This window comes from Burkholderia pyrrocinia (genome assembly GCF_003330765.1).
Taxonomy (GTDB): Bacteria; Pseudomonadota; Gammaproteobacteria; order Burkholderiales; family Burkholderiaceae; genus Burkholderia; species Burkholderia pyrrocinia_B.
Genome location: NZ_CP024904.1, coordinates 912,001 through 936,179, shown reverse-complemented (window position 1 = coordinate 936,179; position 24,179 = coordinate 912,001). Strand labels below are relative to the sequence as shown.

Sequence of the window (24,179 nt, the reverse complement as noted above, 5' to 3'; positions counted from 1 at the left end):
CACTGGTATCGGCCGGGTCCGGCCGTTCCGTCGCTTGCGGAATCTAGGCGTTCATACGTGCCACTTCTTCGCGCGTCGGGATCGAGGTCTGCGCGCCGTAGCGCGTGACGCTGATTGCGGCCGCACGCTGGCCGAAGCCGATCGCGTCGTCCATCGACGCGCCGCCTGCGCGGGCGGCCGCGAACCCGCCGACGAACGTGTCGCCGGCCGCGGTCGTATCGACGGCGACCACCGTCATCGCACGATGCCGGCCGTTCCCTGCGCTGCCGCGCCAGCAGACGCCGCGCGCGCCGAGCGTGACCAGCACGTTGCCGACGCCCTTTGCGCACAGCGCATCGGCGGCGCGCACGGCCGACGCATCGTCGCCCACGGCGATGCCGGTCAGCGACTCGGCTTCGGTTTCGTTGACAACGAGGTAGTCGATCCGCGCCAGCAACGCATCTAGCAGCGGCTGCGCGGGTGCGGGATTGAGCAGCACCGGCGTGTGATGCGCGGTCGCGCAGGCAATTGCGCGCGCAACGGTGGCGAGCGGCACTTCCAACTGGCAGACGAGCAGCGCCGCCCCGGCGATCGTTTCGCGCGCCGCGTCGATCCGGTCGGCATCGAGGCACGCATTCGCGCCGGGCACGACGACGATGCTGTTCGCGCCGCTGTCGTCGACCGTGATCGCGGCAACCCCGGTCGCCGTGCCGCCGACGCGATGCAGATGCGTCACGTCGATGCGCTCCGCCGCCAGCGCGCCGTGCAGGCGCGCACCGAACGCGTCGTCGCCGACGCAGCCGATCATCGCGACCGACACGCCCAGGCGCGCGGCGGCAACCGCCTGGTTCGCACCCTTGCCGCCGTGAACGGTCTGGAAATCGGTGCCGAGCAGCGTTTCGCCCGGCACCGGCAGGCGCGGCGCGTGGGTGACGAGGTCGATGTTCACGCTGCCGACGACAGCGATACGCGGTGAATGGGCGTCGTTCATTTCCGAATGTAACCGCTTACATTTGAGCCGGACAAAATGGCCAGGAAGGCCGTCGTCGATGAAAACTTTGCAATGTGGATGGGATATGTGTCTGACATAATACGGAACAGCATCAAGATAGCGCTTACATTCTCACAGGCTCGAACGGGAATGCAAGCGGGACCATCAAGAATCGAGGGTAAACAATGACGCTTTTGACAACGCGCGGCTCCGGCGGGGCCGCCGCGCCGGGAGACCGCCGATGAGCACGCCCCCGTCCCGCGGCGGCGCGTCGCGTGCGCGCCGCGGCAGCGGCCGCTCGGTGCTCGGCGATGTCGCGAAGCTGGCCGGCGTGTCGACCGCGACCGTCTCGCGCGTCTACAACGATCCCGGCAAGGTGTCGGCCGACGTGCAGCAGCGCGTGCGCGACGCGGCGCGCGCACTGAACTGGATTCCGAATGCGGCCGGCCGCGCGCTCGCGTCCACGCGCACCCACATCACGGGCGCGATCATTCCGACGCTCGACGACCAGGTGTTCGCGTCGCAGGTCGCGGGCATGCAGGCGGTCATGGCGGAGCACGGCATCACGCTGTTTCTGGGCTGCTCGAACTACGATCCCGCGCAGGCGCTGGCCCAGGTGCGCGCGATGCTGTCACGCGGCGTGGAAGCCGTGTCGCTGGTCGGCGAAGCGTATCCGCCGGAACTGTTCGAACTGCTTGCGATGCATCGCGTGCCGTACGTCGTCACGTATGCGTATCGCGACGACAGCCCGCACTGCTGCATCGGCTTCGACAACCGCGCGGCGTTCGCGCGGCTCACCACCCACCTGCTCGACCTCGGCCACCGCGATTTCGCGATCATCATGCAGCCGTCGGCCGACAACGACCGCGTCCAGGCCCGCCTGCGCGGCATTCACGACACGCTTGCCGCGCACGGGCTCGCGGTGCGCCCCGTGCATCAGCACGAAGGCGCGGCCACGATCGCGTTCGGGCGGGCGAGCCTGCGCGCCATCGCCGACAGCGACGCGGCGACGCGGCCGACGGCCGTGATCTGCGGCAACGACGCGCTCGCGCTCGGCGCATTGCTCGAGGCGCAGGCGCTCGGCATCGACGTGCCCGCGCAATTGTCGATCACCGGGTTCGACGACATCGCGCTCGCGCGCGAGATTCGCCCGCCGCTGACGACGATGTGGGTCGACACCGATGCGATCGGACGCCAGGCCGCGCATGCGTTGCTCGACGCGCTCGAAAACGGCGCAACGGGGCCCGGTTGTGCCGTGCTGCCCGAGTTGCGCACGCGGGAATCGGCCGCACCACCGGCGCAGGCGCGCGCATCGCGCAAACAATGAACGCGCGCCGGGCGGCTGCCGGCCGCCCCGCCCGCTCACTGCATCACGTCGATCGGCAGTGTCTTGTCGAGATTGTCGTGCCATGCGCGGAGGGTCTTCGGCACGGTCTTTTTCCACGCCTGCGCGTTCGAGTAATAGCGCATCCGGACCTTGTCCTGCGCGTCGAACACGAGCAGCCCGATCCACAGATCGGCGCCGCGGCTCATCACGATCGCCGCGTTCGTCGTCGCGATGCCGCGCACCCAATACGATTTCACGCGCGCGTTCAACCCGTCGAGATCCTTTTCGTCGGCGCTGTAGTTGACCATGTCGACGAGCACCGGATAGTCGGTGCCGAGCAACTTGTGCGCGATCGCGTTCTGCGTCGCGTCGGTCACGACCTTGAGGCTCAGCAGATCGGCCGGCGGTTTGGCCTGTAACTGCGACGCGGTCACGTAGTTGCCCGCATAGACGACGCCCGCGCCGGCGCCGCAATCGACATCCGCGCCCTGTTGCGTGACGCGGATGCGTCCGCCTTTCCGGTCGAAATCGAGCCGGCATTTGTCCTGGCGGTAGGTGCCGCTGTCGCCGTGCAACACGACGTCGCCGTCGAGCCCGCCAGTATTCGCGCCGTTGTTGCCGCCCAGCTCGAAATGAAGGCGCGGCGCCGTACCGGTGAACGTCAGCACGCCGCCGAACGACGGGTTGTCGCTCGTCAGGTACCACGTTTGCTGCCAGCGGTCGGCGGCAAGCGGTGTGCCGCTCAGGCTCGCGAGCCGTTCGCGGTAGCGGTCGCCCAGGCACGGCGCGTCGCTACCGCACTGGTCACGCTGCTTCAGCCATTTCAACTGCGCGGCCTTCAGCGCGGCCGTATCGCCGCCTTTCGCAAGCGCCTTCTTCCACGCCGTCGCCAAGTCGCCGTCGAGCTTCGACACTGCGGCGTCCGCGCAGATCGTCTTCTCGGTCGGCGAAGCGGCCTTCGCGCAGTCGAAGCCGGCCGCGTGCGCGGCGATCGGCAATAACGTCAGCAGCGCGGCCGCCGCGACGGAGCGCAGGTTCGTGCGCCGCGCGCCGCGTGCGGGAATCGCGGCCTGCCCTCGCTCGTCGGCGCGAGCATTCGATCGGTTCTGGATGGTCATCGGCTTGGATCGTCGCTGGGTCGCGGGCCTGTAGAAGCTACGTGCCCGCGACGTTCGAGGTAAAAATGCCCGGCCCGGCATGCGGCGCATGCCGTCGCCCGCCGAAGCGTAACCCGAATGCGCGACGCCGATCAATCGACGTTCGATGTCATCGCAACCGTCCCGGCGGCCACGCTGCATTGCACGATGCCGTCGCGCAACCCGGCTTCCGTAGCAGCATCGATGATCCCGATGAACACCATGACGCCGTCCCCTTCGTGCGCGGCCAGGCCTTCGTCTTCCATCGACGAGAACCGGATGCGCCGCGCGGCGACCTGACAGACGCGCGTGCCGACCGCACCATCCGCATCGGCCATGCGCACGATGCCTTTCGCGCGCAGGATCGTGCGCGGCAACGCCTTCAGCCACGCACGCAAGCGCGCCTTGTCGAGCACCTCCGGCACGGCGACGGTGACGCTCGCGAACGCCGGCATCGCGTCACGACCGATCGGCCGGCGCATGCGCGCGAGATCCGACCTGTTTCGGCGATCGGGCACCGCCGCGTCGAACAGCAGCGCGAGCGGAATCTCGCCATGCCGTGCCGCGACAACGATATCGGTCGGCGCACACGTGCGCACGTCGTCGAGCACCGCGTCGCGCTGCGCCGGCGCAAGCCGGTCGAGCTTGGTCACGACGATCGCGCCCGCGCCGTCGAGCTGGCGCTGCGCCATCGCGCCGACGAGCGGATCGGCCAGCGTGTCGCGCCACGCCAGTGCATCGGCGACGACAAGCACCGACGTCAACCGGAAGGCACCGTTCAGCAGTCCGATCTGCGCGATCTTCGCGGGATCGGCCACGCCGCTCGCTTCGACGAGCAGCAGTTCGGGTCGCACGTCGCGCGTCGCGACGCGCGACAGTGCATCGACGAGCGCGCCGCCGATCGTGCAGCAGATGCAACCGTTGTCGAGTTCGATTACGTCGTCGCCGCGCGCGCGCACGAGGCGCGCATCGATGTTCACCGCGCCGAAATCGTTGACGAGCACCGCGATGCGCCGGCCATGCGGCGCCTGCAGGATCGCGTTGACGAGCGTCGTCTTGCCCGCACCGAGATAGCCACCGACCACCGCGAGGTCGATCGGTGCGATCGCAGTCGCAGTGGCCGCGGCATGCGCACTCATCGCGGCGACCGGAACACGCGTCCGCCGAGCACGGTGCCCCACACGGCCAGTTCTTTCAGGCGCGCGGGCGCGCAAGCCGACGGATCGTCGTCGAGCACCGCGAAATCCGCGAACTTGCCGACCTCGATGCTGCCGACGAGATGATCCATCCGCAACGTATACGCCGCGCCGAGCGTGATCGCATGCAGCGCATCGTCGACCGCAAGCCGCTCGCCTGCGCCGAGCACGCGCCCGGACGCCGTCTCGCGCTGCACCGCGCACCACGCGGTGAACAGCGGATTCAGCGGCGTGATCGGCGCATCCGAGTGCAGCGCGAATGGAATGCCGAGCCGCCGCGCGGAGCCGGCCGCATTCATCCGGTTCGCACGATCGGGGCCGACGGTCTGGCTGTAATGCGCATCTCCCCAGTAGTACAGATGATTCGCGAAGAAGTTCACGCACATCCCGAGCGCGCGAACGCGCCGGAGCTGCGCGGCGTCCGCCATCTGGCAGTGCTGCAGCGTATGGCGGTGATCGGGGCGCGGATGACGCGCGAGCAGCGTCGTCATCGCGTCGAGCACGACGTCGGTCGCTTCGTCGCCGTTGGTATGCACGTGCAGCTGCAGCCCCGCGCGATGGTACGGCTCGAACACGTCGACGAGTTGCGACGGCGGAATCAGCCACAGCCCGTTCGGCTGCCCGCCCGCGTAGCCGGGCCAGCGCACGCGCGCGGTGAAGCCCTGGATCGACCCATCGACGATGAATTTCACGGGCCCGAAATGCAGCTTGCCGGTATTGCGCCCGATCGCCGCGAGCACGCTGTCGGCCGAGCGTGCCGGATTGCGCTGCGGCGCGAAGGCCGGCACGATCCGCACCGGATAGTCGGCGTCGGCGGTGACCTCGTGCAGCGTGCGGTTGCCGTCCGGCGACAAGTCGTTGACGAGATCGGTGGCCGTCGTCACGCCCGCGAGCTGCGCGACGCGCCCGAAATTCCAGATCGCATGCGGCTTCTCGCTCGCGGAAATCGCCAGTTTGCCGCCGATCGTCTGATAGACCGGCAGCATCGCCGCGAACTCCTGCAGCTCGCCGGTCGGGCGGCCGTCGGCATCGCGCGACACGCCGTCGATGTCGGTATCCTCGTCGATGCTCGCGCGCGCAAGCATCGCGCCGTTCACGTTCATCAGGTGCACGCTCGCATGCAGGATCGCGATCGGCCGGCGTGCCGACACGCGGTCGAGCTCGCGCACTGTCAGCCGCGCCGTGCCGAAGAAGATCGGATCGAAGCCCCACGCGAGCAGCGGGCCGTCGTCGGTCATCGCGCGCTCGGCATCGGCGAGCCGCTCGAGCACCGCGTCGAGCGAGCGCAGGCCCGGCCACAACGTGCCGTCGGGGCCACGCCGGTCGTAGTAGCCGACGTACACGGCATCCCACATCGCGCCTTCCATCAGGTGGCAATGCCCTTCGACGAGCCCGGGCATCAGCACCTTGTCGCGCAGCGTGTCGTCACGCATGCACGCGCCGAATCGCGCGGGCCACGCCGCTGCGTCGGCGGCGTCGCCGACCGCGAGGATGCGGCTGTCGCGCACGGCGACGTGCGTGGCCGACGGCTGCGCCGGGTTCATCGTCAGGACGCGGCGTGCCGCGAAAATCGTCACGGGTGCGGCCGAAGCCGCCGACGCGGATTGCATGACTGGATTCCCTCCGTGCTGCGCCTCGCCGATGCATCACGAGACGGCATAGTGCTTGACCGGGCGCCCGCGCAGCATGCCGTGCACGACCGCGACGACGAGCACGTTGATGACGAGACACACGAGGCCGAGATTGATCCCGCCGAAATCGACGTGCAGCAGATAGAACAGCATCGCGAGCACCTGCCCGCACAGCATCCCCGCCGCCACCGCGACAGGCCGCACGCGGCGCTGCGCGAGCAGGATCAGCACGCCGGGCAGGAACTGCGTGACGCCGTAGAACGTCGTGTTGATCAGCGTCAGCATCAGGTTCGGCGCCAGCATCGTGGTCGTGATCGACAGCAGCAGGTAGCCGACGATCACGTATTTCGCCGCGCGTTTCTGGCGCGTCTCGGGCAGGTTCGGCATCAGGTTGCGCGTGACGATCGGCCCGATCGCGAGGCAGATGCCCGCGAGCACGAGCAGCCCCGACAGCGCGGCGCCGGCCGCGACCAGGCCGATCAGCCAGCCGGGAAGCAGGTGCACGACGGCGGCAAAGAACGCATCGTTCGGCGACGCGAGCTTCAGGTTCGCGCTGATCGCGTAGTACGACGCGATCACGAGGAACGGATACATCAGCATGTAGATCGGCATCGCAATCTGCGTGCGGCGGATCGTGTTCGGCCCGCGCGCGGTAAAGAAGCCCTGCACGGCGAACGGCATGATGTAGAAGCCGAGCGACTGGTAAAACATCGTGCTCATCGAAAAGCGCAACTGCGTCGCGGTCATCGTGTTGCTGACCTGCTGGCTCGCCGCCGCGAACACCGGATGCACGCCGCCGACCTTCCACGCGACGGCAACGCCCGTCACGACGATCGCGAGCAGCATCAGGATGTCCTTCAGGATGGCGATGTAAGCGGATGCGCGCACGCCGGAGATCGCGATGTAGGTGAACGCGAGCGCCGCGCACATGAGGATCAGGTAGAGCGGCTCGACGTGCCAGCCGAGCCCCTTGAGCGCGGAGGCCAGGCCCGTGAACTGCATCTGCCCCCACGGGATCAGGAACACGATCGACGCAAACGCGACGACGAGCTCGAGCCCGCGGCTGCCGTAGTGTCCCTTGAACAGGTCGGCGAGCGTGATCGCGCGATGGCGGCGGCCGGCTTCCCAGATCTTCGGGCCGATGAAATACCCGATCGGATAGGCGAGCAGGATGTAGCCGAGAAACCAGATGCCGTAGGTCGGGCCTTTCGCGTAGATGCCGCCGGGGAAGCCGACCATCGTGCCGATGCTGTAGATCTCGCCGGCGGTCAGGAAGAACAGCAGCGCGGTGCCGAACTGGCCCGACGCGACGAAGAAATCATGCACGCTCTGCTTGCCGTGCCCGCGACGCGAGCGGATGGCGAGGTACAGCGACAGCGCGATCAGCGCGGCGAAGACGACCGTTGACATGCGCACCTCTGCGGAAGGACGGTAACGAAAGGTTCGCCGGAACCTGCGCGGCCGGCGGTCCGCGGGGCAGCGCCGGCTACGCGCCGCTCGCGCGGCGGTCGAACAGCATCCAGCAGGCGAGCAGGCAGCCGGAAGTCAGCACGAACCACGCGAAGATCCACATGAAGACGAACGGCACGCCCAGCACGAAGCGGTCTTGCGCGGCCACCCACGGCAGCAGGCCCAGCACGCCGAAATAGGGAATACCGATGCCGATCAGGTACCTGAGCATGCGTGTCTCCTCGAAAGCGGGTTCGTGCGGAACGGCGGTGCAGAAGCGCGGCGGCAACACGTCGCGCGAAAGCGTCGAACCCAGTATTCGAAGCCAAAAAGACGCGGGATAGTGCCAGACGCGGGCAATCGCTTGGGCCAGCGGCGCGCGGCCGAGGCGGAGCGGGGGCGATCGACGAGAAGCCACGACGGGAATCCGTCGCGGTCGGCGCAAGCCGGTTATAGCGCGCGCAGGCGTCAGCCGTCGAACGGCACCCGTTCGTAACTCGTGCTCCGGCCGCCCGACACCGAGCGACGCAGCACACCATGCGTGACGAGTTCCGTGATGTCACGCAGCGCCGTGTCTTGCGAGCACTTCGCGAGGGCCGCCCACTTGGTGGTCGTCAGCTTCCCTTCGAAGCCGTCGAGCAAGCGATTCATGACCTTGACCTGCCGTTCGTTCATTGCGAAGCCGGCAAATCGCTGCCAGAAGCGCGCCTTGACCAGGACCGCATCGAGCGTCGTGTGCGCGTGATCGATGGCTCTGTCCAGTGCGTTCAGAAACCACGCGAGCCATTCCGTGACGTCGAGCGACCCGCGCTGCGTCCGCTCCAGCACGTCGTAATACGCGTTGCGCTCACGCTGGATTTGCGCCGACAGGCTATAGAAGCGCTGCGGGCTCTGATCGGCGCGTGCCAGGACGAGATCCCCGAGCGCCCGCGCGATACGGCCGTTACCGTCGTCGAACGGGTGAAGCGTGACGAACCAGAGGTGGGCCAGGCCGGCCCGGATCAGCAAAGGCTCAACCGGCGTGGCATTGAACCACGCAAGAAAGCGCCCGGTCTCGTCGGGCAGGCGCGCGGCGGGCGGTGCTTCGAAATGCACACGCTGCCGGCCAATCGGCCCGGATACGACCTGCATCGGCCCGCTCGCATCCGACCGCCATTCGCCGACCGTGATCCGCGACATCCCCGAATACCCGGTCGGAAAAAGGGCTGCATGCCACCCGAACAGACGGGCTTCGGTCACCGGTGCCGGCGAATGGGTCGTCGCGTCCAGCACCATTTCGACCACGCCCTCGACGTGACGATCGACCGGCGCCAGCGCGCCGATATCGACCCCGAGCCGGCGCGCAATCGACGATCGGACCGATGCGACGTTGAGGTTTTCGCCCTCGATGGCGCTGGTCTTCACGACGTCCTCCGTCAACGCGGCGAGGCTGGCCTCATCGCGCAACGCAAGGCCGATATCCGCCAATCGCCCGACCAGCCTGCCTTGCGCACGGCTGACGTCGGCGAGTGACGTGGCGAGTGCCGGGAGGTCGAAACGCCATGCAGGCCAGTCGGCCGACTCCCAGATGAAGGTGTAATCTCCGCTCATGATGCGGAGATTATCCCATCTATTCTCCGCACGGCCCAATATTCTCCGCAAAATTTGCGGAGAATGTCGCCCCTATTCACCGCACACCCGCCCGCTAGCGCCGCCTGCCCGCCCCGCTCTTCCCCGTCGGCGCAGCCTCCCCGAGCCGCTCCGCGAGAAACCCGATGAACGTGCGCAGCGTGACGAACCCTTCCCGGTGCTGCGGAAACACCGCATTGAGCGTGATCGGCGACGGCGCATACGCATCGAGCACCGGCACGAGCGCGCCGCTGTCGAGCGCCGCGCCGACGATGAAATGCGGCAGCAGCGCGATGCCGAGCCCCGCGATCGCCGCGTCGCGCACGACTTCGCCGTTGTTCGCGACGAGCGGCCCTTGCACGTCGAACGTGCGCGCCGCGCCATCGACGCGGAATTCCCAGCCGACGCGCCGCTCGCGCCCGTACAGCAGGCACGTGTGGCCGGCGAGATCGGCCGGCGTGTCGGGTGTGCCCTGCCGCTTCAGATAGGCGGGGCTCGCGCACGCGATCATCCGCCATGCGCCGAGCGGGCGCGCGATCAGCGTCGAATCCTCGAGCGAGCCGATCCGCAGCACCAGATCGAAACCCTCGCCGATCAAGTCGACGCGACGGTCGGTCAGGTCCAGGTTCAGCCGCACGGCCGGGTGCGCGGACAGGAATGCGGCGATCAGCGGCGACACATGCGTGATCCCGAAGGACAGCGGCGCGCTGATCTTCAGCGACCCGTGCAACTCGGTGCTGCGCACCGACATCGCCTGCTCGGCGTCGGCGATCTCGGCGAGGATCCGCTGCGCCCGCGCATAAAACTCCTGCCCCGATTCGGTCACCGCGAGATTGCGCGTGTTGCGGTGCAGAAGCCGCACGCCGAGCGACGCCTCCAGCGCCATCGTGCGCCGGCTGACGAACTGCTTGGACAGCATCAGCTGGTCGGCCGCCGCCGTGAAGCTGCCCGCGTCGACCGTCGCGACGAAGATCCTCAGATCGTTGAGTTCCATATTGTCCACTCCATAGCGACAGTCATTATCGCTGCAGCCATTTATTTGTCAAATCGATTGACCTAAGATTCATCTCAACGAACGGCCGGGCCCACTTTCGAGGTCCGGCGACATCAAGGACAAAAATCATGATCGAAATCCGTGCAGCAAACCAACGTGGCCGTGCGGAGCATGGCTGGCTCAGCTCCCGTCATACGTTTTCGTTCGCGAATTACCACGATCCGAAGCAGGTCGGCTTCTCCGACCTGCTCGTGATCAACGACGACCGCGTCGCACCGGGCCGCGGCTTCGGCACGCACCCGCACCGCGACATGGAAATCCTGTCGTACGTGCTCGACGGCGCGCTGGAACACAAGGATTCGATGGGCACCGGGTCGGTGATCGTGCCGGGCGATGTGCAACTGATGAGCGCGGGCACGGGCGTGCGCCACAGCGAGTTCAACCACTCGCCGGAAACGCCGGTCCACTTCCTGCAGATCTGGGTCGGGCCGGCCGAAAAGGGTGCCGAGCCGCGCTATCAGCAAACGAATGTCGCGGCCGGCGACAAGCGCGGCAAGCTCACGCTCGTCGTGTCGCCGAACGGCGACGCCGGTTCGCTGAAGATCCGGCAGGACACGCGGATCTACGCCGGCCTGTTCGACGGCGATGAACGCGCGACGCTGGAACTGGCGCCGGGCCGCTTTGCGTACGTGCACGTTGCACGCGGCAGCGTGACGGTCAACGGCGTGACGCTCGGCGAAGGCGACGGCGTGCGCATCCGCGACGAACAGGCGCTGACGTTCGCCGACGGCAAGGATGCCGAAGTGCTGGTGTTCGACCTGCGTCCGGTCGAAGTGACGGCCGAGTGGGCATAACGCCCACTCGGGAAACCGGGCCCCGCCAAAGGCGGGGCCCTTTTAATCGGAGATTCGCAACATGGCCAAGGTACTCGTCCTTTACTACTCGTCCTACGGGCACGTCGAAACGATGGCGCAGCACATCGCGGAAGGCGCGAAATCAGTGCCCGGCGTCGAGGTCACGCTCAAGCGCGTGCCGGAAACGATTCCCGTCGACCAGGCCAAAGCGATCGGCGTGAAGGTCGACCAGGCCGCGCCGGTCGCCACGGTGGACGAACTCGCCGACTACGATGCGATCATCTTCGGCACGCCGACCCGCTTCGGCAACATGGCCGGCCAGATGCGCACGTTCCTCGACCAGACGGGCGCCCTGTGGATGAAGGGCGCGCTGGTCGGCAAGATCGGCAGCGTGTTCGCATCGACCGGCACGCAGCACGGCGGCCAGGAAACGACGATCACGTCGTTCCACACGACGCTGCTGCACCAGGGGATGGTGATCGTGGGTGTGCCGTATGCGTGCAGCGGGCTCGTCAACATGAACGAAATCACCGGCGGCACGCCGTACGGCGCGACCACGCTCGCGGGCGCGGACGGCAGCCGCCAGCCGAGCGCGAACGAGCTCGAGATCGCCCGCTACCAGGGCAAGCACGTCGCGGAACTCGCGCGCAAGCTCGCGTCGTAACGCGTCGGCTTCGCGGCCCGGCACACGAGCAAACGGCGCCGGTCGATCCGGCGCCGTTTGCCCTGTGCACGGGCGCCGGCCGTTACTGCCCGGAAGCCGGCGCGGCGGGCGCCGCCTTCGTCGCGGGCGCCTTCTGCGTGGCGTTCTGCGGATAGTTGCTCTGGTCGTTGGTCAGCCGGTAGCCGCTGCCGGTGCCGATCGCCTTCAGGTCCGACGCGTGCCGCGCCCGGGCCGCCTTGCGCGCCGCCTTCTTCTGCGCCTTGTCGACCTGCTTCTGACTCGGCATGGACGCCGGATCCTGCGCATAGGCCGCCGGCGCGGCGGTCAACAGCAGACCGAACGACGCCGTTACTGCTACTGCCACCGAAACCACGCGAGACTTCTTCATGGCCGGATCTCCTTGTCGATTGTTGGTTGTGGGTCGGACACCGGTGCACACGCGACGGCTTGCGACAACGGCGCCGATGCAACGTTAGCCGATCATTGTGCAAATGTCCCTGTGCGTTCCTGAATTCTCCCGATAACGGCAGCCATACGTTCGCACCGGGCGTGCCGTCATTTCGGCACATCGTCCGCGCCATCAGGGAAACCGATAACCCCGGGCCGGCCGGCGCTCAGACCCAGCGCGACAGCATCGGCAGCAGGATCGGCACGACGAATGCGGTCAGCACGCCGTTCAGCCCCATCCCGAGCCCGGCGAACGCGCCGGCCTCCTCGCTGACCTGGAACGCGCGCGCGGTGCCGATCCCGTGCGACGCGACGCCGAGCGCGAACCCGCGCACGGCCGGTTCCTCGACACGCAGCACGTTGAGGATCCCGCGCGCGCACACGGCGCCGAAGATCCCGGTCGAGATCACGAGCACGGCGGTGAGCGACGGAATGCCGCCGATCTCGGCGGCGACGGCCATCGCGATCGGCGTCGTCGCGGATTTCGGCGCGAGCGACGCGATCGTCTGGTGCGACGCGCCGAACAGCGCGGCGATGCCGACCGCCGACACGATCGCGGTCAGCGAGCCGGCGAGCAGCCCGACGAGCAGCGGCAGCGCGGTGCGCCGCAGCTTCGACCACTGGCGGTACAGCGGCAACGCCAGCGCGACGGTCGCGGGGCCAAGCAGGAAGTGGACGAACTGCGCACCTTCGAAATAGGTCGGATACGGCGTATGCGTGATCGTCAGCAGCACGACGATCACCGCGACCGCGATCAGCACGGGATTCGCGAGCGGATTGAAGCGCGCCCGCGCATAAACGGCCTGCGCGAACAGATACGCGACCAGCGTGATGGTCAGGCCCAGCAACGGGCTCGCGGCGAGATAGACCCAGATCGCGCCGAGTTTCGGAAAGGCCGTCATTGCGTGCCCTCGGCCGTGCCGCCGGCACGCCGCTGGCGGCGCAGCAGCGCGCGCGTGACGAGCGCCGTCACGGCGATCGCGAGCGTGGTGCTCACGGCCAGCGCGACGACGACCGCGACCGCGTCGCCGCGCACGCGGTCGGCCGACACCATGATGCCGACGCCGGCCGGCACGAACAGCAGCGACAGGTGGCGCAGCAGTTCGAGCGCGGTCGGCTCGATCGCGTCGGCCACCTGCGGGCGCAGCATCACGAAGCCGAACAGCAGCAGCATGCCGATCACGGGGCCCGGCACCGGCAGGCCGAACAGGTAGGACACGCCTTCCCCGAGACACTGGAAAGTCAGCAAGACCGCGAACGCCTGCAGCATGAAGCGCTTCTCCCGAACATGACCGCGATGCCGCGCGGCCGATAAGCCGGCGGCGTGCGGCGCCAGCGTGAACGATACGCGCGATCGTACCAACTTCACGCGCGATCGGACATCGCTGGGAGACATCCCCGCATGCACGGCGCGTCACCGTCCCGGCGCGTGAACGCGCTCACGCTCGCGGCAGTCGCGCTGCCCGGCCGCGCCGCAACGTCGGCCAGCGAGCAGACCTGCCGCGCGTGCCACATGCTCGATGCGGCAACGATCGCCCCCCGAGTCGCATGCGTCAACTCGCCGCGACAAACATTTTCTTTGCGCAGGGGACACTTAATCTCGCTTGTCGGGCCGCTGCGTCGTGCCGAAAAATGGCATCCACGTTGCGGCATCGCCGCACGTGACGAACCGACGCCGGAGCCGCGATTTATGCCATGTCGGCGATCGCGGGCCCGCTCGCCGAACAAGGAGATTCAAATGGTCTATCTGCAAATCACGCTCAAGGTCGCGACGACCAACCGGGCGGCCGCCGCGCGCGTTTATCAGGCGTACAAGGCACCGTTCCTCAACACGATTGCGGGCGCCCGGTCGAAGGAACTGCTGGTGCGCGACGAAGACGTGCAAGTCCTGCACGGGTTCGACAGCGAGGCCAATGCGCTCGCCTATCTGTCGAGCGACCTGTTCGAAACGGACGTGGTCGGCGCGCTCAAGCCGCTGCTCGACGCCGCGCCCGACGTGCGCGTTTATCAAGCCGCATAACGCGACGCAACGAACCTGACGCGCCGCCGTGACCGATGCCGGCCAGCCGGAACACGCGCTCGCGGCGCGCGACCCAAGCATGATAGTCAACGCAGATTTTTCGCGCCGCGTCGCCATGTGCGCCGACGAATACCGGTGGATCGCGTCCCCGCAGGCGGGCGTCGAACGTGTGATGCTCGACCGGACCGGCGGGGAACAGGCGCGTGCGACGAGCGTCGTGCGCTATGCGCGCGGCGCGTTCTTTCCACATCACGTGCATCCCGGCGGCGAGGAAATCCTGGTCCTGTCGGGCGTCTTTTCGGAAGACGGCCATCACTATCCGGCTGGTTGGTACCTGCGCAATCCGCCGGGTTCATCCCATCGGCCGTCGAGCGCCGACGGCGCCATCCTGTTCGTCAAGCTTCGGCAGATGGCGTCGTGCGAAAGCGAGCCGACCCGCGTGGACACGCGCGCACCGTCGACATGGCATCGCACGCACCGTCGACACGTATGCCCGCTGTTCGAAAGCGCCCATGAAACGGTCACGCTGCAGCGCGTGGCTCCTGGCGAACCGCTGTTCGGCGGCGGCGTGAACGGCGCCGAACTGTTCGTGCTGACCGGCACGCTCGCAACGAACCGGCGCGTTCATGCGCGCGGCGCGTGGATGCGGCTTCCGGCCGGCGCGTATCCGGACATCGTCGCCGGCGAATCCGGCGCGACCGTCTACCTGAAAACGGGCCACCTGACCCACCTCGAACCGGGAGCGTCGCCATGCCGGCACCACGCATCGCCATCGTCGGCGCAGGGCTGAGCGGACTGTACGCCGCGTTCCTGCTGGAACAGCGCGGCATGCGCGACACCCTGCTCTTCGAAGCACGCGAGACGCTCGGCGGACGCATTGCGTCCGTTGCCGCGCCCGCACCATCGAGCCACGGCACGCCAGGCCGGGACAATCCCGTCGACCGGTTCGATCTCGGCGCGACGTGGATCTGGCCCGACGTTCAGCCGCAACTGGACACGCTCGTCCGCGAGCTCGGCATTCCGTTGTTCGAGCAACCATCGGCGGGCGACATGATGGTCGAGCGATCGCGCCATGATGCGCCGATCCGGATGCGCGGCTACGCCAGCTCCCCGGTGTCGATGCGGCTCGTCGGCGGCATGTCTGCGCTGACCGATGCGCTGCGCAGCCGGCTCGATGCGACGCGCATCCTGACCGGCGAAACGGTACGCCGCCTGCGTTGCACGGCGGCCGGGGTCGAGGTGGACAGCGAGGACGCCACCGGCCGGGCGATGACGACGGTCGTCGCGCAGGTGCTGCTGGCCGTGCCGCCGCGCCTGGCCGAAGAACGCATCGGCTTCGCGCCGGCGCTGCCCGCGCCCGTTGCGCGGCAATGGCGGCACACCGCGACGTGGATGGCGCCGCATGCGAAATATGTCGCGCTCTACCGCACGCCGTTCTGGCGCGAGCAGGGTCTTTCCGGCGAAGCGCGCAGCGCGTGCGGCCCGCTGGGCGAGATCCACGATGCGTCGATGGAAGGCGGCAGCGCCGCGCTGTTCGGCTTTTTCGGCATGCCGGCAAGCGTTCGCGCACGCGTGCCGGACGACGTGCTGCGCGCGCATTGCCGCACGCAACTGGCCCGCCTGTTCGGTTCACCGGCCGCGCAGCCGGAAGCCGACTTCATCAAGGACTGGTCGCGCGACGCCCATACCGCGACGCTCGACGACCGGGACGGCAACGCGGGACACCCGGTGCCCGCATCGTGCGGCGTGCCGGCCGGCCCGTGGAGTCAGCGCCTGACCGGCATCGCGAGCGAATGGTCCCGATCGTTTCCGGGCTACATCGCCGGCGCCGTCGACGCCGCAGCGCACGGTATCCGGTTGCTGGATTCGATCCGCCGGCAGGCCCCGGATCCCGACAACGCAGCCGGTTCCCGAGGCGGCGCGTAATCGCACACCCCGCCGGATGCCCGGCGGCACGACGCACCGCTTCTCCCCGTCATCACCCACCTGGACGACAGACCATGAAACAAACACGCTACCGCGCGATGCAGATCACCCGACCCGGCGTCCTCGAGCTGGTCGAACGCGACGTCCCTGCCCCGGGCCCGGGGCACGTGCTGATTGCCGTCGATGCATGCGGCATCTGCGGCGCGGACACGCGCGACATCGAGCACGTCGATCCGGCCGCTTGCGGGTCGCGCGTACCGGGCCATGAAGTCGTCGGGCGCATCGCCGCCATCGGCCCCGACGTCCCGCCGATCTGGGCCGTCGGTCAACGAGTCGGCGTGGGCCGGCTCGGTGGCCATTGCAACGCGTGTCCGCAGTGTCGCCAGGGCAACTTCCAGCTGTGCGAGAACCAGCCGGTCGTCGGCGCAACCTGCGATGGCGGCTACGCGGAAATGATGCTCGCGCGCAGCACCGGCCTCGTCTCGATTCCCGACGAGCTGGGCGCGGAAGAAGCGGCGCCGATCCTCTGCGCCGGCATCGCCACGTTCAACGCCCTCCGGAAGTGCGGCGCCGAGCCGGGCGACGTCGTCGCGATCCTCGGCATCGGCGGACTGGGACACATGGCCGTGCAATACGCGCGCCGCATGGGATTCAAGGTCGTTGCCGTCGGTCGCGGCAGCGACATCGCCCACGATGCGATGTCGCTCGGCGCCCACGTCTATCTCGACAACGACGAAGAGGACGCCGCCGAACGGCTTCGGCGCATGGGTGGGGCCCGCGCGATCGTTTCCACCGTCGCCCATGCCGACACCGTGTCGCGCCTGCTGGCCGGACTGGCGCCGCAGGGCCGCCTCGTGCTGCTGGGCGCAGGCAAGGATCCGCTGGCGGTGTCGACCGGACATCTGGTCGGCGGCGAGCGCAGCGTAACGGGGTCGCTCACCGGAACGCCTTACGAAAGCGAGAAGGTGCTGGGATTCAGCGTGCTGTCCGGCGCGCGTCCGCTCATCGAAACGATGCCGCTCGAACGGGCGAACGACGCGTATCAACGAATGCGCTCGGGCGATGTCAGGTTCCGCATGGTGCTTTCCATCGCGCGTACCGAAAGCCGGGCTGCTTGACCGGCCGACGGGGCGCCGCATCAGCCGGCGCCCTGAGCGGCCCCGATACCCATCTGGCGGGCGAGCGCGAGAAAGCCGGCAATGTAGGCGACGTCCTCCTCGCCACGCCGGACCCCGAGATTGATGTGCTTGCGGATGCCCGCCTCGCCGAGCCGCACCGTGCGCACCGGAAATCCCGCCCCCTCTTCCACGACCAGCCAGTCCGGCAGGACGGCCACGCCGCGCCGCGCGGCGACGAGTTGCAGCATCAGGTCGGTCTGCTCGGCGGTCCGGTGAAACTTCGGCCGGCAGTGCCCGGGCACGAGAAATCGCGTGTAGATGTCGAGCCGCTCGTGGCTCACCGGTACCGTGATGAGTTCTTCGGCAAGCAGGTCGCGCGGCAATGCAAACTCGCGCGCCGCCAGCGGATGCGCGTCGTGCACGACAAGGACCAGTTCGTAGTCGATGATCGGCACGAATGCGAGCTCCGGCAGGTCGACCGGATCGGGCGTGACAAGCAGGTCGATCTCGAACCCGAGGAGCGCGGCCACGCCGTCGAAACGGAATGCCGTCCGCACGTCGTAGTCGACATCCGGCCATGCGGCCAGGTACTGCGACGTCAATCGCGTCAGCCATTTCCGGCACGGATGGCATTCCATCCCGACGCGCAGCGCGCCGCGGCGCCCTTCGGCGAAATCGACGAGCGTCCGTTCGGCATGCTCGATCTGCGGCAGCACACGTTCGGCCAGCGACAGCAGGTATTCGCCGGCCTGCGTGAACCGCAAGCCGCGCCCGTTCTTGGTCCACAGCTTGACGCCATGCCGCTCCTCGAACTTGCGGACCATATGCGACAGCGCCGATTGCGTCACGTTCAGCCGCTCCGCCGCGGCCGTCACGCTGCCGAGACGCTCGACTTCCATCAGGATCGACAGGTACTGGAGGTCTAGCATGCACGGTCTCCGTTCGTCGCGCGCGGTGGCGTCATGCCGCAGGCCGCGCGGCCCGCACGGATCGCGACGCCAACGCGAACGACGCGAGCCCGGCCAGCGGCCCCGGCACCAGGAGCCAGGTCGCGTCGAGCCCGACGTGCTCGAACAGCATCGTCGTCGCGGCGATCGACACGACCGTGATCGAGAACCCGATCGAATTCTGGATGGCAAGCGCGCTGCCGACCAGCACCGGCGGACACGCATTCGCCGCGAGCGCCGAGAATTGCGGCGAATCCGCGATCACCGACGCGCCCCAGACGATCAGCAGGATCGCCATCGCCACGGGCGGGAGAAAACGCCACGTCGTCGCGAACGTCACCGCGCAGAGCCCCGACACGGCCAGCGCACCGACGGCAACCTTCGCGCTGCCGATCCGCCGGGACAGGCTGCCGCCGATCAGCGAGCCGAGCGCGCCGACGCCGATCACGCCGAACGCGATGCCGGACACATTCGCGTGCGCGAAGTGCGCCGCGATCGACGTGCGCGCAACGAGCAGCGGCACGACGGTCCAGAATGTGTAGAGTTCCCACATGTGGCCGAAGTAGCCGAACGTCGCGGCGCGAAACGCGCGGATTCGAAACGCATGCACGACCGACGGCCGCGCCGGTTCCGATGCCGTGCGCCCGTTCGTGGACGGCACCCGCGTCCGCGCGTGCGGCCCGTCGCCGAGCATCGCGATCACGCCCGCGCCGACCAGTGCGAGAACGGACGACGCGGTGATCACCCATTGCCACGGCAAGCCGGTGCCGACGACGCGCATCGCATGCGGCAGCGCCGTTCCGAGCGTGAGCATCGCAACCAGTTGCGCGAGCGCCTGCCCGGCCCGATCCGGCACCCAGCCGACGATCAGCTTCATGCCCATCGGATAGATGCCCGCGAGGCATACGCCGACGCCGAATCGAAAGGCGGCGCCCGAGACCAGGCCGCCGGACAGCCAGGCGAAGCCGACGTTGAACGCGGCGCCCAGGATGGCGCTCCACACGAAGATCCGGCTCGCCGGAAAACGATCGGCCGCGCCGCTCAGCGCGAGCGTCAGCGTGCCGAGAATGAAGCCGAGCTGCACCGCATTGGTCAGCCAGCCGATGTCGGACGCGCTCGCATGCCATACGCGGATCAGGTCCGCAGCCGCGCTGTTCGCGCTGAACCAGAGGGCCGTACCGAACAGCTGCGCGATCGAGATCGCGGCAACCGGTCCGATCCGGTCGACGAACCGCCGCCGCTGCGCAACGCGCTTCACCATGCCACCAGAATCCATTCGACTTCCTCGACCGCGCACCCGGGCGGTACGCAACGGCATGCATTGACCCTGCCGCCCGTACCTTCAGCATCAGTGCATCGCTGCCCAGTTGATCAGTATGACTATTTAATTGACCGGAACCGGCGTCGACCGGTGCCACCGTGGCCTGCCATCCCGCTTGCGTCCGGCAGCGCAGGCCTTGCCGGCGTGCGCCGGCGAAGACCGCCGGCGAAGACGTTACGCGCCGCGCAACTGGCCGAGCCAGCGCGCGTCCCGCGGCGACGGGCGGCGATGCAACCGCGCGTCGAGCAGCGCGCGCGCCTTCGTCACGTTGCCGCTTCTCATCCATGCGACCACGAGCGTGTCCTGGACGATCTCACGCTGCGCGCCGCTGCCGCCGATGCGCACGACATCGTGCGCGACGGGCTCGAGTATCTCCGCGCAGCGCGCGGGCTGGTCGTCGGCAAACGCGAGCGCCGCGCGACAGATCGCCGGAACGACCGGGCCGGCCGGCAGTTTCCCGGCGTCGACGAGCCGCGCCAGCGCGTCTACACGCTGGTCGAGCGCCGCGCGGTCACCGGTGGCCGCGGCAATGAGCGCCATGTGCACATCCGCGAACGGAAAGCCGGCCTGCGTGAAATAGCCCGATGCGTACTGCGCCGCGTCGTCCCACATGCCGTCGGGCACGGCGTGGCCGTATGCCTGCACGCGCCACAGGAACGATGCCGTATCGCTGACCACGTTGATCGGCACGCCCAGCGACGCCGACGGCGCGACATGCGCGGTGTAGATCGCGAGCGCACGGTCTGTGTCGCCGCGCTCCAGCGCGATCAGCGCGGCATGCCATGCAATGTGGCTGTGCAGCACGCCGCTGCGGTCGTATTCGGGCAGCCAGCCGGCGATCATCGCGTCCGCATCGTCGTTCGCGCCGGCTTCGTACAGCACGTGCGCGACCGCGTGCGCGGCATTCACGTTGTGGCGGCGCAACTCGAGCGCGCGCTCGGTCAGCGCGCGGCCGCGCGCGACATCGCCGTTCTCGCCGTGCGCCCAGCCGCGGTAGGTGAGAAACCACCAGTCGTCCGCATCGAAATGGCGGGCATGACGTTCGCAGAGATCCACGCGTGCCTGGTCATGACCGGCCATCCCGGAGAACGCGAACAGGCCGAACGCGCCGAGCGGCAGCGACAGGATCACGATGTCGCGCGGCCACCGGTCCGCGTGCGCGAGCGCACCGGTGAGCGCCTTCGCCGACTGGCCGTTGATCGCAAGCGACAGCACGTCGACATGGCTGCGCTCGCGCTCCGTACCGTTGCGCGCGACCCGTTCCAGCGCCGTGGCGATCTTCGCGCGCGCGTCCGTCGCTTCCGCGCGAATCGCATGCAGCCGCGCGCGTGCCGCATGGGCGAGCGCGAAGCCGGGATCGGCCGCGATTGCTTCGTCCAGCGTTTCCGCGGCGCCCGGCCACAGCGACAGCAGCAGATCGATACCCGCACGATAGCGCTCGGCCGCGAGGTCGGATGTCGTCGAAAGTGGCAGGCTGTAGCGGTCGTGACGGGCCATGAAGCAGAGTACTCCGGTGGAAATCGTGGGCGCCGGGCTGCGGCGATGCGTTGTCGCCAAACCCGCGCGACGGGAGATGAACCACGGTCATTAGACCAATTTTCCGGTTGTCTGTATTTCGATTGATTGCCAACGTATATAGAATATCTGCCATATCGGAGAATGATCATGACGTGGGAGACAATCGAGCCGCCGGCGGGCGTTGCGCCCCCTTCGCCGCTGAAGGTGCGCGCGCAGGCCATCCCGCCGCGGCACCGCTTTCCCGAGCATGCGCATTGCTGGCACCAGATGGTCTATGCGATTTCCGGCGCGCTGACGGTTATCGTCGAAGGCAAGTCGTTCGTCATTTCGCCGGAGCAGGCCGTATGGCTGCCGAGCGGCCTGCGCCATCGCGTCGGTTCGCTGCTCGGCGCCGAATTCCGCAGCCTGTGGATCGCGGAAGACATCGGGCATGCGCTGCCGACCGCGAACCCGACCGTGTTCGCCGTGTCCCCGCTGCTGAAGGCGCTCGTCATCGAGGCCACCGACATCGACGGCCAGGCCGATCGCGACGGCTATGCGGGCCGCATCACCCATCTGATCGTCGACCAGCTTCGCCGTGCCCGCACGCTCGCGGCGGCGTTGCCGTGGCCGCCGGGCGGCGCACTCGCCACGCTGTGCGAGGCGCTCTATACGGACCCCGCCGACCCGCGCGGGCCCGAGGAATGGGGCAGGATGCTCGGTATGTCGGCCCGAACGCTGGCGCGCCGCTTCGTAGCCGAAACGGGCATGAGCCTGCGCACCTGGCGCCGTCGCATGCGGCTCTTTCGCGCGATCGAGTTGCTGGGTGGCGGCCTCGGTGTCACGCGCACTGCGATGGAGCTCGGATACGGGTCCACATCCGCTTTCGTCTATGCATTTCGCGTCGAGATGGGCAGCAGCCCGCAGGCCTACATGCACGGACGCGCGGAAGAATCCGGCCCGTACGGGCCGCTGCTGTCGACGGAAAGCGGCAGCACGCCCGGCCACGGATAAGGTGCCGACGCACGCCGCGCGTACGCCGCACCCGCGCAGCTATTTCGCCGCCTGCGCCAGCAGCCAGCCGCGGAAAGCCGCGAGCTTCGCCATGCCGGCGCACTCGGGGCGGTACACGACGTAATACGCGAGCGGCGACGCGAAACTGATCTTCGGAAACAGCCGCACGAGGCGCCCCGCCGCGAGATCGTCGCGCGCCATCACGCTGCGCGCGAGCGCGACGCCATGCCCGTCGATCGCCGCCTGCAGCACGGCCGCCGAATTGTTGATCTGCATGCCGCGCGATACGGCGACATCGTCGACGCCCGCCCGCTGCAGCCACGTATCCCATGCGGGAAAGCCGGTCTGGCTGTCCATCGACAGGTCGTGGATCAGCGTTTCCCGCGCGAGGTCCGCCGGTCGCTGCAACCGCCGACGCTCGCCCGCGAGCCTCGGCGAGCACACCGGATAGACCTCCTCGTCCATCAGCTTGTCGGCCGTCAGCCCCGGCCAATGTCCCGTCCCGTAGCGCACGCCGATGTCGATCCGCTGCGCGACAAAATCGACCGGCTTGAGATTGGTGTCGAGCCGCACGTCGGTATCGGGCCACGCGGCCTGGAAGCTCTCGATGCGCGGCAACAGCCACTTGGCCGCAAAGGCCGGACTGACGGCCACCGTCAGCACGCCGCTCGCCGAGCCCTCCCTCAGCAGTTCAAGCCCCAGCGCAAGCGTGTCGAAGCCTGTCCGGATGTGCGGCAGCGCGCGTTCGGCCGCCTCGGTCGGAACGAGCCGGACGCGCCCGCTGGTGCCGCGATGAAACAGCGGCGTGCCGAGCCATTCCTCCAGCGTGCGCACGAGCTGGCCGACTGCCGCCGGCGTGACATGAAGCTCCGCCGCGGCGGCGGAAAAACTCTGGTGACGGGCGCTCGCCTCGAATGCGCGCAACGCGTTCAGATGAACGGGTGATTTCATCACAATAAAGATTTTCTTTCGTTGTCGAACACTTTATCTCGTTTGTCGCGAAACCTGAATCGACGAAAAATTCGAATCAGATCGAAGGTTAATGCTATCCAGGCGCGACCGGCAACGAATATCGCGTGCTATTCGCACCGATGGATTTTCTATCAGGCCTCACCCTCCGATCACCCATCGTGGCGCGACCGGCGAACAACCTCGTTGCGTGCCGCCTTTCTTCAACCGGCCCCTGTCGATCGACAGGCGAGCAAGGAGATTTTCATCATGGGCAACTCATTCAACGGCAAGAAGCTGCTGGTCGTCGGCGGCACCAGCGGCATGGGCCTGCAGACGGCGCGGACGGTGCTGGACGAAGGCGGCCGCGCGGTGATTGTCGGCCATCGCCCGGCCAAGACCGAGGAAGCGCGCAAGGAACTGGCCACGCTCGGCGAGGTTCACGCGCTGACGGCGGACCTGTCCGACGACGCCGGCCTGGCCGCGCTGCTCGCGCAGATCGACGCGCAGCATGCCGACGTCGACCTGCTGGTCAACGCGGCAGGCGTGTTCTTCCCGAAGCCGTTCCTCGAGCATCAGGAAGCCGACTACGACCAGTACATGAAGCTGAACCGGGCGACCTTCTTCATCACGCAAAAGGTCGCGGCCAACCTGGTGGCGAAGGGTCGCCCGGGCGCGATCGTCAATATCGGTTCGATGTGGGCGAAGCAGGCGATCGCCGCCACGCCGTCGTCCGCGTACTCGATGGCCAAGGCCGGCCTTCATTCGCTGACGCAGCACCTTGCGATGGAGCTGGCGCCGAAGCACATCCGCGTCAACGCGGTGTCGCCGGCGGTCGTGCAGACGCCGATCTACGAAGGCTTCATCCCGAAGGCCGACGTGCACGCCGCGCTGCAAGGCTTCAACGGCTTCCATCCGATCGGCCGGGTCGGCACGCCGCGGGACGTCGCCGAGGTGGTCGCGTTCCTGCTGTCGGACAAGGCGAGCTGGGTCACCGGCGCGATCTGGGACGTCGACGGCGGTGTGATGGCCGGGCGCAACTGACCTGCCGGCACGCGTGCTCGAAGCGCACGCGCAATGGCGCGATACGTGGCCCGATACGTGGTTCGATA

General features: G+C 68.1%; 24 protein-coding genes. 9 read left to right on the top strand and 15 right to left on the bottom strand.

All coding sequences use genetic code 11. From position 1 onward, the window contains the following. Positions 1-43: 43 nt before the first annotated feature. The gene (gene rbsK, locus CUJ89_RS37300) at positions 44-970 is read right to left on the bottom strand and encodes a ribokinase (protein ID WP_114182394.1); all 927 of its coding nucleotides are present in this window, start codon (positions 968-970) and stop codon (positions 44-46) included. 241 nt (positions 971-1,211) lie between these two features. On the opposite strand from rbsK, the gene CUJ89_RS37295 reads away from it, so the two are divergent. Beyond that, positions 1,212-2,297: a LacI family DNA-binding transcriptional regulator gene (locus CUJ89_RS37295; RefSeq protein ID WP_114182393.1), complete on the top strand. Its 1,086-nt coding sequence runs from the start codon at positions 1,212-1,214 to the stop codon at positions 2,295-2,297. Positions 2,298-2,332: 35 nt separating this feature from the next. Here the strand turns inward: CUJ89_RS37295 and CUJ89_RS37290 are convergent, their stop codons facing one another. From CUJ89_RS37290 to CUJ89_RS37260, 7 genes are all read right to left on the bottom strand, one after another. After that, the gene (locus CUJ89_RS37290) at positions 2,333-3,415 is read right to left on the bottom strand and encodes a lysozyme inhibitor LprI family protein (RefSeq protein ID WP_201752436.1); all 1,083 of its coding nucleotides are present in this window, start codon (positions 3,413-3,415) and stop codon (positions 2,333-2,335) included. 131 nt (positions 3,416-3,546) lie between these two features. After that, positions 3,547-4,572, bottom strand: coding sequence for a CobW family GTP-binding protein (locus CUJ89_RS37285; RefSeq protein ID WP_114182392.1), 1,026 nt, complete (start codon positions 4,570-4,572; stop codon positions 3,547-3,549). Then, positions 4,569-6,239 carry an amidohydrolase gene (locus tag CUJ89_RS37280; RefSeq protein ID WP_114182391.1) on the bottom strand — a complete coding sequence of 557 codons (1,671 nt, stop codon included), beginning with the start codon at positions 6,237-6,239 and terminating at the stop codon, positions 4,569-4,571. Before CUJ89_RS37280 ends, CUJ89_RS37285 begins: the two co-directional genes overlap by 4 nt. Positions 6,240-6,275: 36 nt before the next feature. After that, positions 6,276-7,670: a sodium:solute symporter family protein gene (locus CUJ89_RS37275; protein ID WP_114182390.1), complete on the bottom strand. Its 1,395-nt coding sequence runs from the start codon at positions 7,668-7,670 to the stop codon at positions 6,276-6,278. A 76-nt stretch (positions 7,671-7,746) separates the two neighbouring features. Next, the gene (locus tag CUJ89_RS37270; RefSeq protein ID WP_114182514.1) at positions 7,747-7,941 is read right to left on the bottom strand and encodes a DUF3311 domain-containing protein; all 195 of its coding nucleotides are present in this window, start codon (positions 7,939-7,941) and stop codon (positions 7,747-7,749) included. 236 nt (positions 7,942-8,177) lie between these two features. Further along, a complete protein-coding gene (locus CUJ89_RS37265) occupies positions 8,178-9,299 on the bottom strand; it encodes a Fic family protein (protein WP_201752454.1) in 1,122 nt (373 codons plus the stop codon). Positions 9,300-9,393: 94 nt separating this feature from the next. Next, positions 9,394-10,311 carry a LysR family transcriptional regulator gene (locus CUJ89_RS37260; RefSeq protein WP_114182389.1) on the bottom strand — a complete coding sequence of 306 codons (918 nt, stop codon included), beginning with the start codon at positions 10,309-10,311 and terminating at the stop codon, positions 9,394-9,396. Positions 10,312-10,439: 128 nt separating this feature from the next. On the opposite strand from CUJ89_RS37260, the gene CUJ89_RS37255 reads away from it, so the two are divergent. Both CUJ89_RS37255 and wrbA read left to right on the top strand, forming a co-directional pair. After that, positions 10,440-11,165 carry a pirin family protein gene (locus CUJ89_RS37255; protein ID WP_114182388.1) on the top strand — a complete coding sequence of 242 codons (726 nt, stop codon included), beginning with the start codon at positions 10,440-10,442 and terminating at the stop codon, positions 11,163-11,165. A gap of 61 nt (positions 11,166-11,226) precedes the next feature. Beyond that, a complete protein-coding gene (gene wrbA / locus CUJ89_RS37250) occupies positions 11,227-11,829 on the top strand; it encodes an NAD(P)H:quinone oxidoreductase (protein WP_114182387.1) in 603 nt (200 codons plus the stop codon). 82 nt (positions 11,830-11,911) lie between these two features. Here wrbA and CUJ89_RS37245 read toward each other — a convergent pair whose 3' ends face one another. The 3 genes from CUJ89_RS37245 to CUJ89_RS37235 form a co-directional block, all read right to left on the bottom strand. After that, complete coding sequence (locus tag CUJ89_RS37245) at positions 11,912-12,217, bottom strand: hypothetical protein (RefSeq protein WP_114182386.1); 306 nt, start codon at positions 12,215-12,217, stop codon at positions 11,912-11,914. A gap of 226 nt (positions 12,218-12,443) precedes the next feature. Further along, complete coding sequence (locus CUJ89_RS37240) at positions 12,444-13,178, bottom strand: LrgB family protein (RefSeq protein ID WP_114182385.1); 735 nt, start codon at positions 13,176-13,178, stop codon at positions 12,444-12,446. Further along, positions 13,175-13,546, bottom strand: coding sequence for a CidA/LrgA family protein (locus CUJ89_RS37235; RefSeq protein WP_114182512.1), 372 nt, complete (start codon positions 13,544-13,546; stop codon positions 13,175-13,177). The genes CUJ89_RS37240 and CUJ89_RS37235 overlap by 4 nt, the downstream gene beginning before the upstream one ends. A gap of 468 nt (positions 13,547-14,014) precedes the next feature. Between CUJ89_RS37235 and CUJ89_RS37230 the strand changes: the two genes are divergently transcribed. From CUJ89_RS37230 to CUJ89_RS37215, 4 genes are all read left to right on the top strand, one after another. Then, a complete protein-coding gene (locus tag CUJ89_RS37230; protein WP_114182384.1) occupies positions 14,015-14,296 on the top strand; it encodes a hypothetical protein in 282 nt (93 codons plus the stop codon). Positions 14,297-14,375: 79 nt separating this feature from the next. Next, a complete protein-coding gene (locus CUJ89_RS37225; protein WP_114182511.1) occupies positions 14,376-15,086 on the top strand; it encodes a cupin domain-containing protein in 711 nt (236 codons plus the stop codon). Next, positions 15,047-16,222, top strand: coding sequence for a flavin monoamine oxidase family protein (locus CUJ89_RS37220; RefSeq protein WP_114182383.1), 1,176 nt, complete (start codon positions 15,047-15,049; stop codon positions 16,220-16,222). Before CUJ89_RS37225 ends, CUJ89_RS37220 begins: the two co-directional genes overlap by 40 nt. A 74-nt stretch (positions 16,223-16,296) precedes the next feature. Then, the gene (locus CUJ89_RS37215; RefSeq protein WP_114182382.1) at positions 16,297-17,340 is read left to right on the top strand and encodes an alcohol dehydrogenase; all 1,044 of its coding nucleotides are present in this window, start codon (positions 16,297-16,299) and stop codon (positions 17,338-17,340) included. Between the two features lie 20 nt (positions 17,341-17,360). Here CUJ89_RS37215 and CUJ89_RS37210 read toward each other — a convergent pair whose 3' ends face one another. From CUJ89_RS37210 to CUJ89_RS37200, 3 genes are all read right to left on the bottom strand, one after another. Continuing rightward, positions 17,361-18,269: a LysR family transcriptional regulator gene (locus CUJ89_RS37210; protein ID WP_114182381.1), complete on the bottom strand. Its 909-nt coding sequence runs from the start codon at positions 18,267-18,269 to the stop codon at positions 17,361-17,363. 31 nt (positions 18,270-18,300) lie between these two features. Next, on the bottom strand, positions 18,301-19,563 hold the full coding sequence (locus tag CUJ89_RS37205; protein WP_114182380.1) for an MFS transporter: 1,263 nt from the start codon (positions 19,561-19,563) through the stop codon (positions 18,301-18,303). Between the two features lie 219 nt (positions 19,564-19,782). Then, the gene (locus CUJ89_RS37200; RefSeq protein ID WP_114182379.1) at positions 19,783-21,105 is read right to left on the bottom strand and encodes a tetratricopeptide repeat protein; all 1,323 of its coding nucleotides are present in this window, start codon (positions 21,103-21,105) and stop codon (positions 19,783-19,785) included. A gap of 168 nt (positions 21,106-21,273) precedes the next feature. Between CUJ89_RS37200 and CUJ89_RS37195 the strand changes: the two genes are divergently transcribed. Next, on the top strand, positions 21,274-22,119 hold the full coding sequence (locus CUJ89_RS37195; protein ID WP_114182510.1) for an AraC family transcriptional regulator: 846 nt from the start codon (positions 21,274-21,276) through the stop codon (positions 22,117-22,119). A gap of 39 nt (positions 22,120-22,158) precedes the next feature. On the opposite strand, the gene gcvA is transcribed toward CUJ89_RS37195, so the two are convergent. After that, positions 22,159-23,070 (bottom strand): transcriptional regulator GcvA, encoded by a 912-nt coding sequence (gcvA, locus tag CUJ89_RS37190; RefSeq protein ID WP_114182378.1) that lies wholly within the window; start codon positions 23,068-23,070, stop codon positions 22,159-22,161. Positions 23,071-23,337: 267 nt separating this feature from the next. On the opposite strand from gcvA, the gene CUJ89_RS37185 reads away from it, so the two are divergent. Beyond that, the gene (locus CUJ89_RS37185) at positions 23,338-24,111 is read left to right on the top strand and encodes an SDR family NAD(P)-dependent oxidoreductase (RefSeq protein WP_114182377.1); all 774 of its coding nucleotides are present in this window, start codon (positions 23,338-23,340) and stop codon (positions 24,109-24,111) included. Positions 24,112-24,179 lie beyond the last annotated feature (68 nt).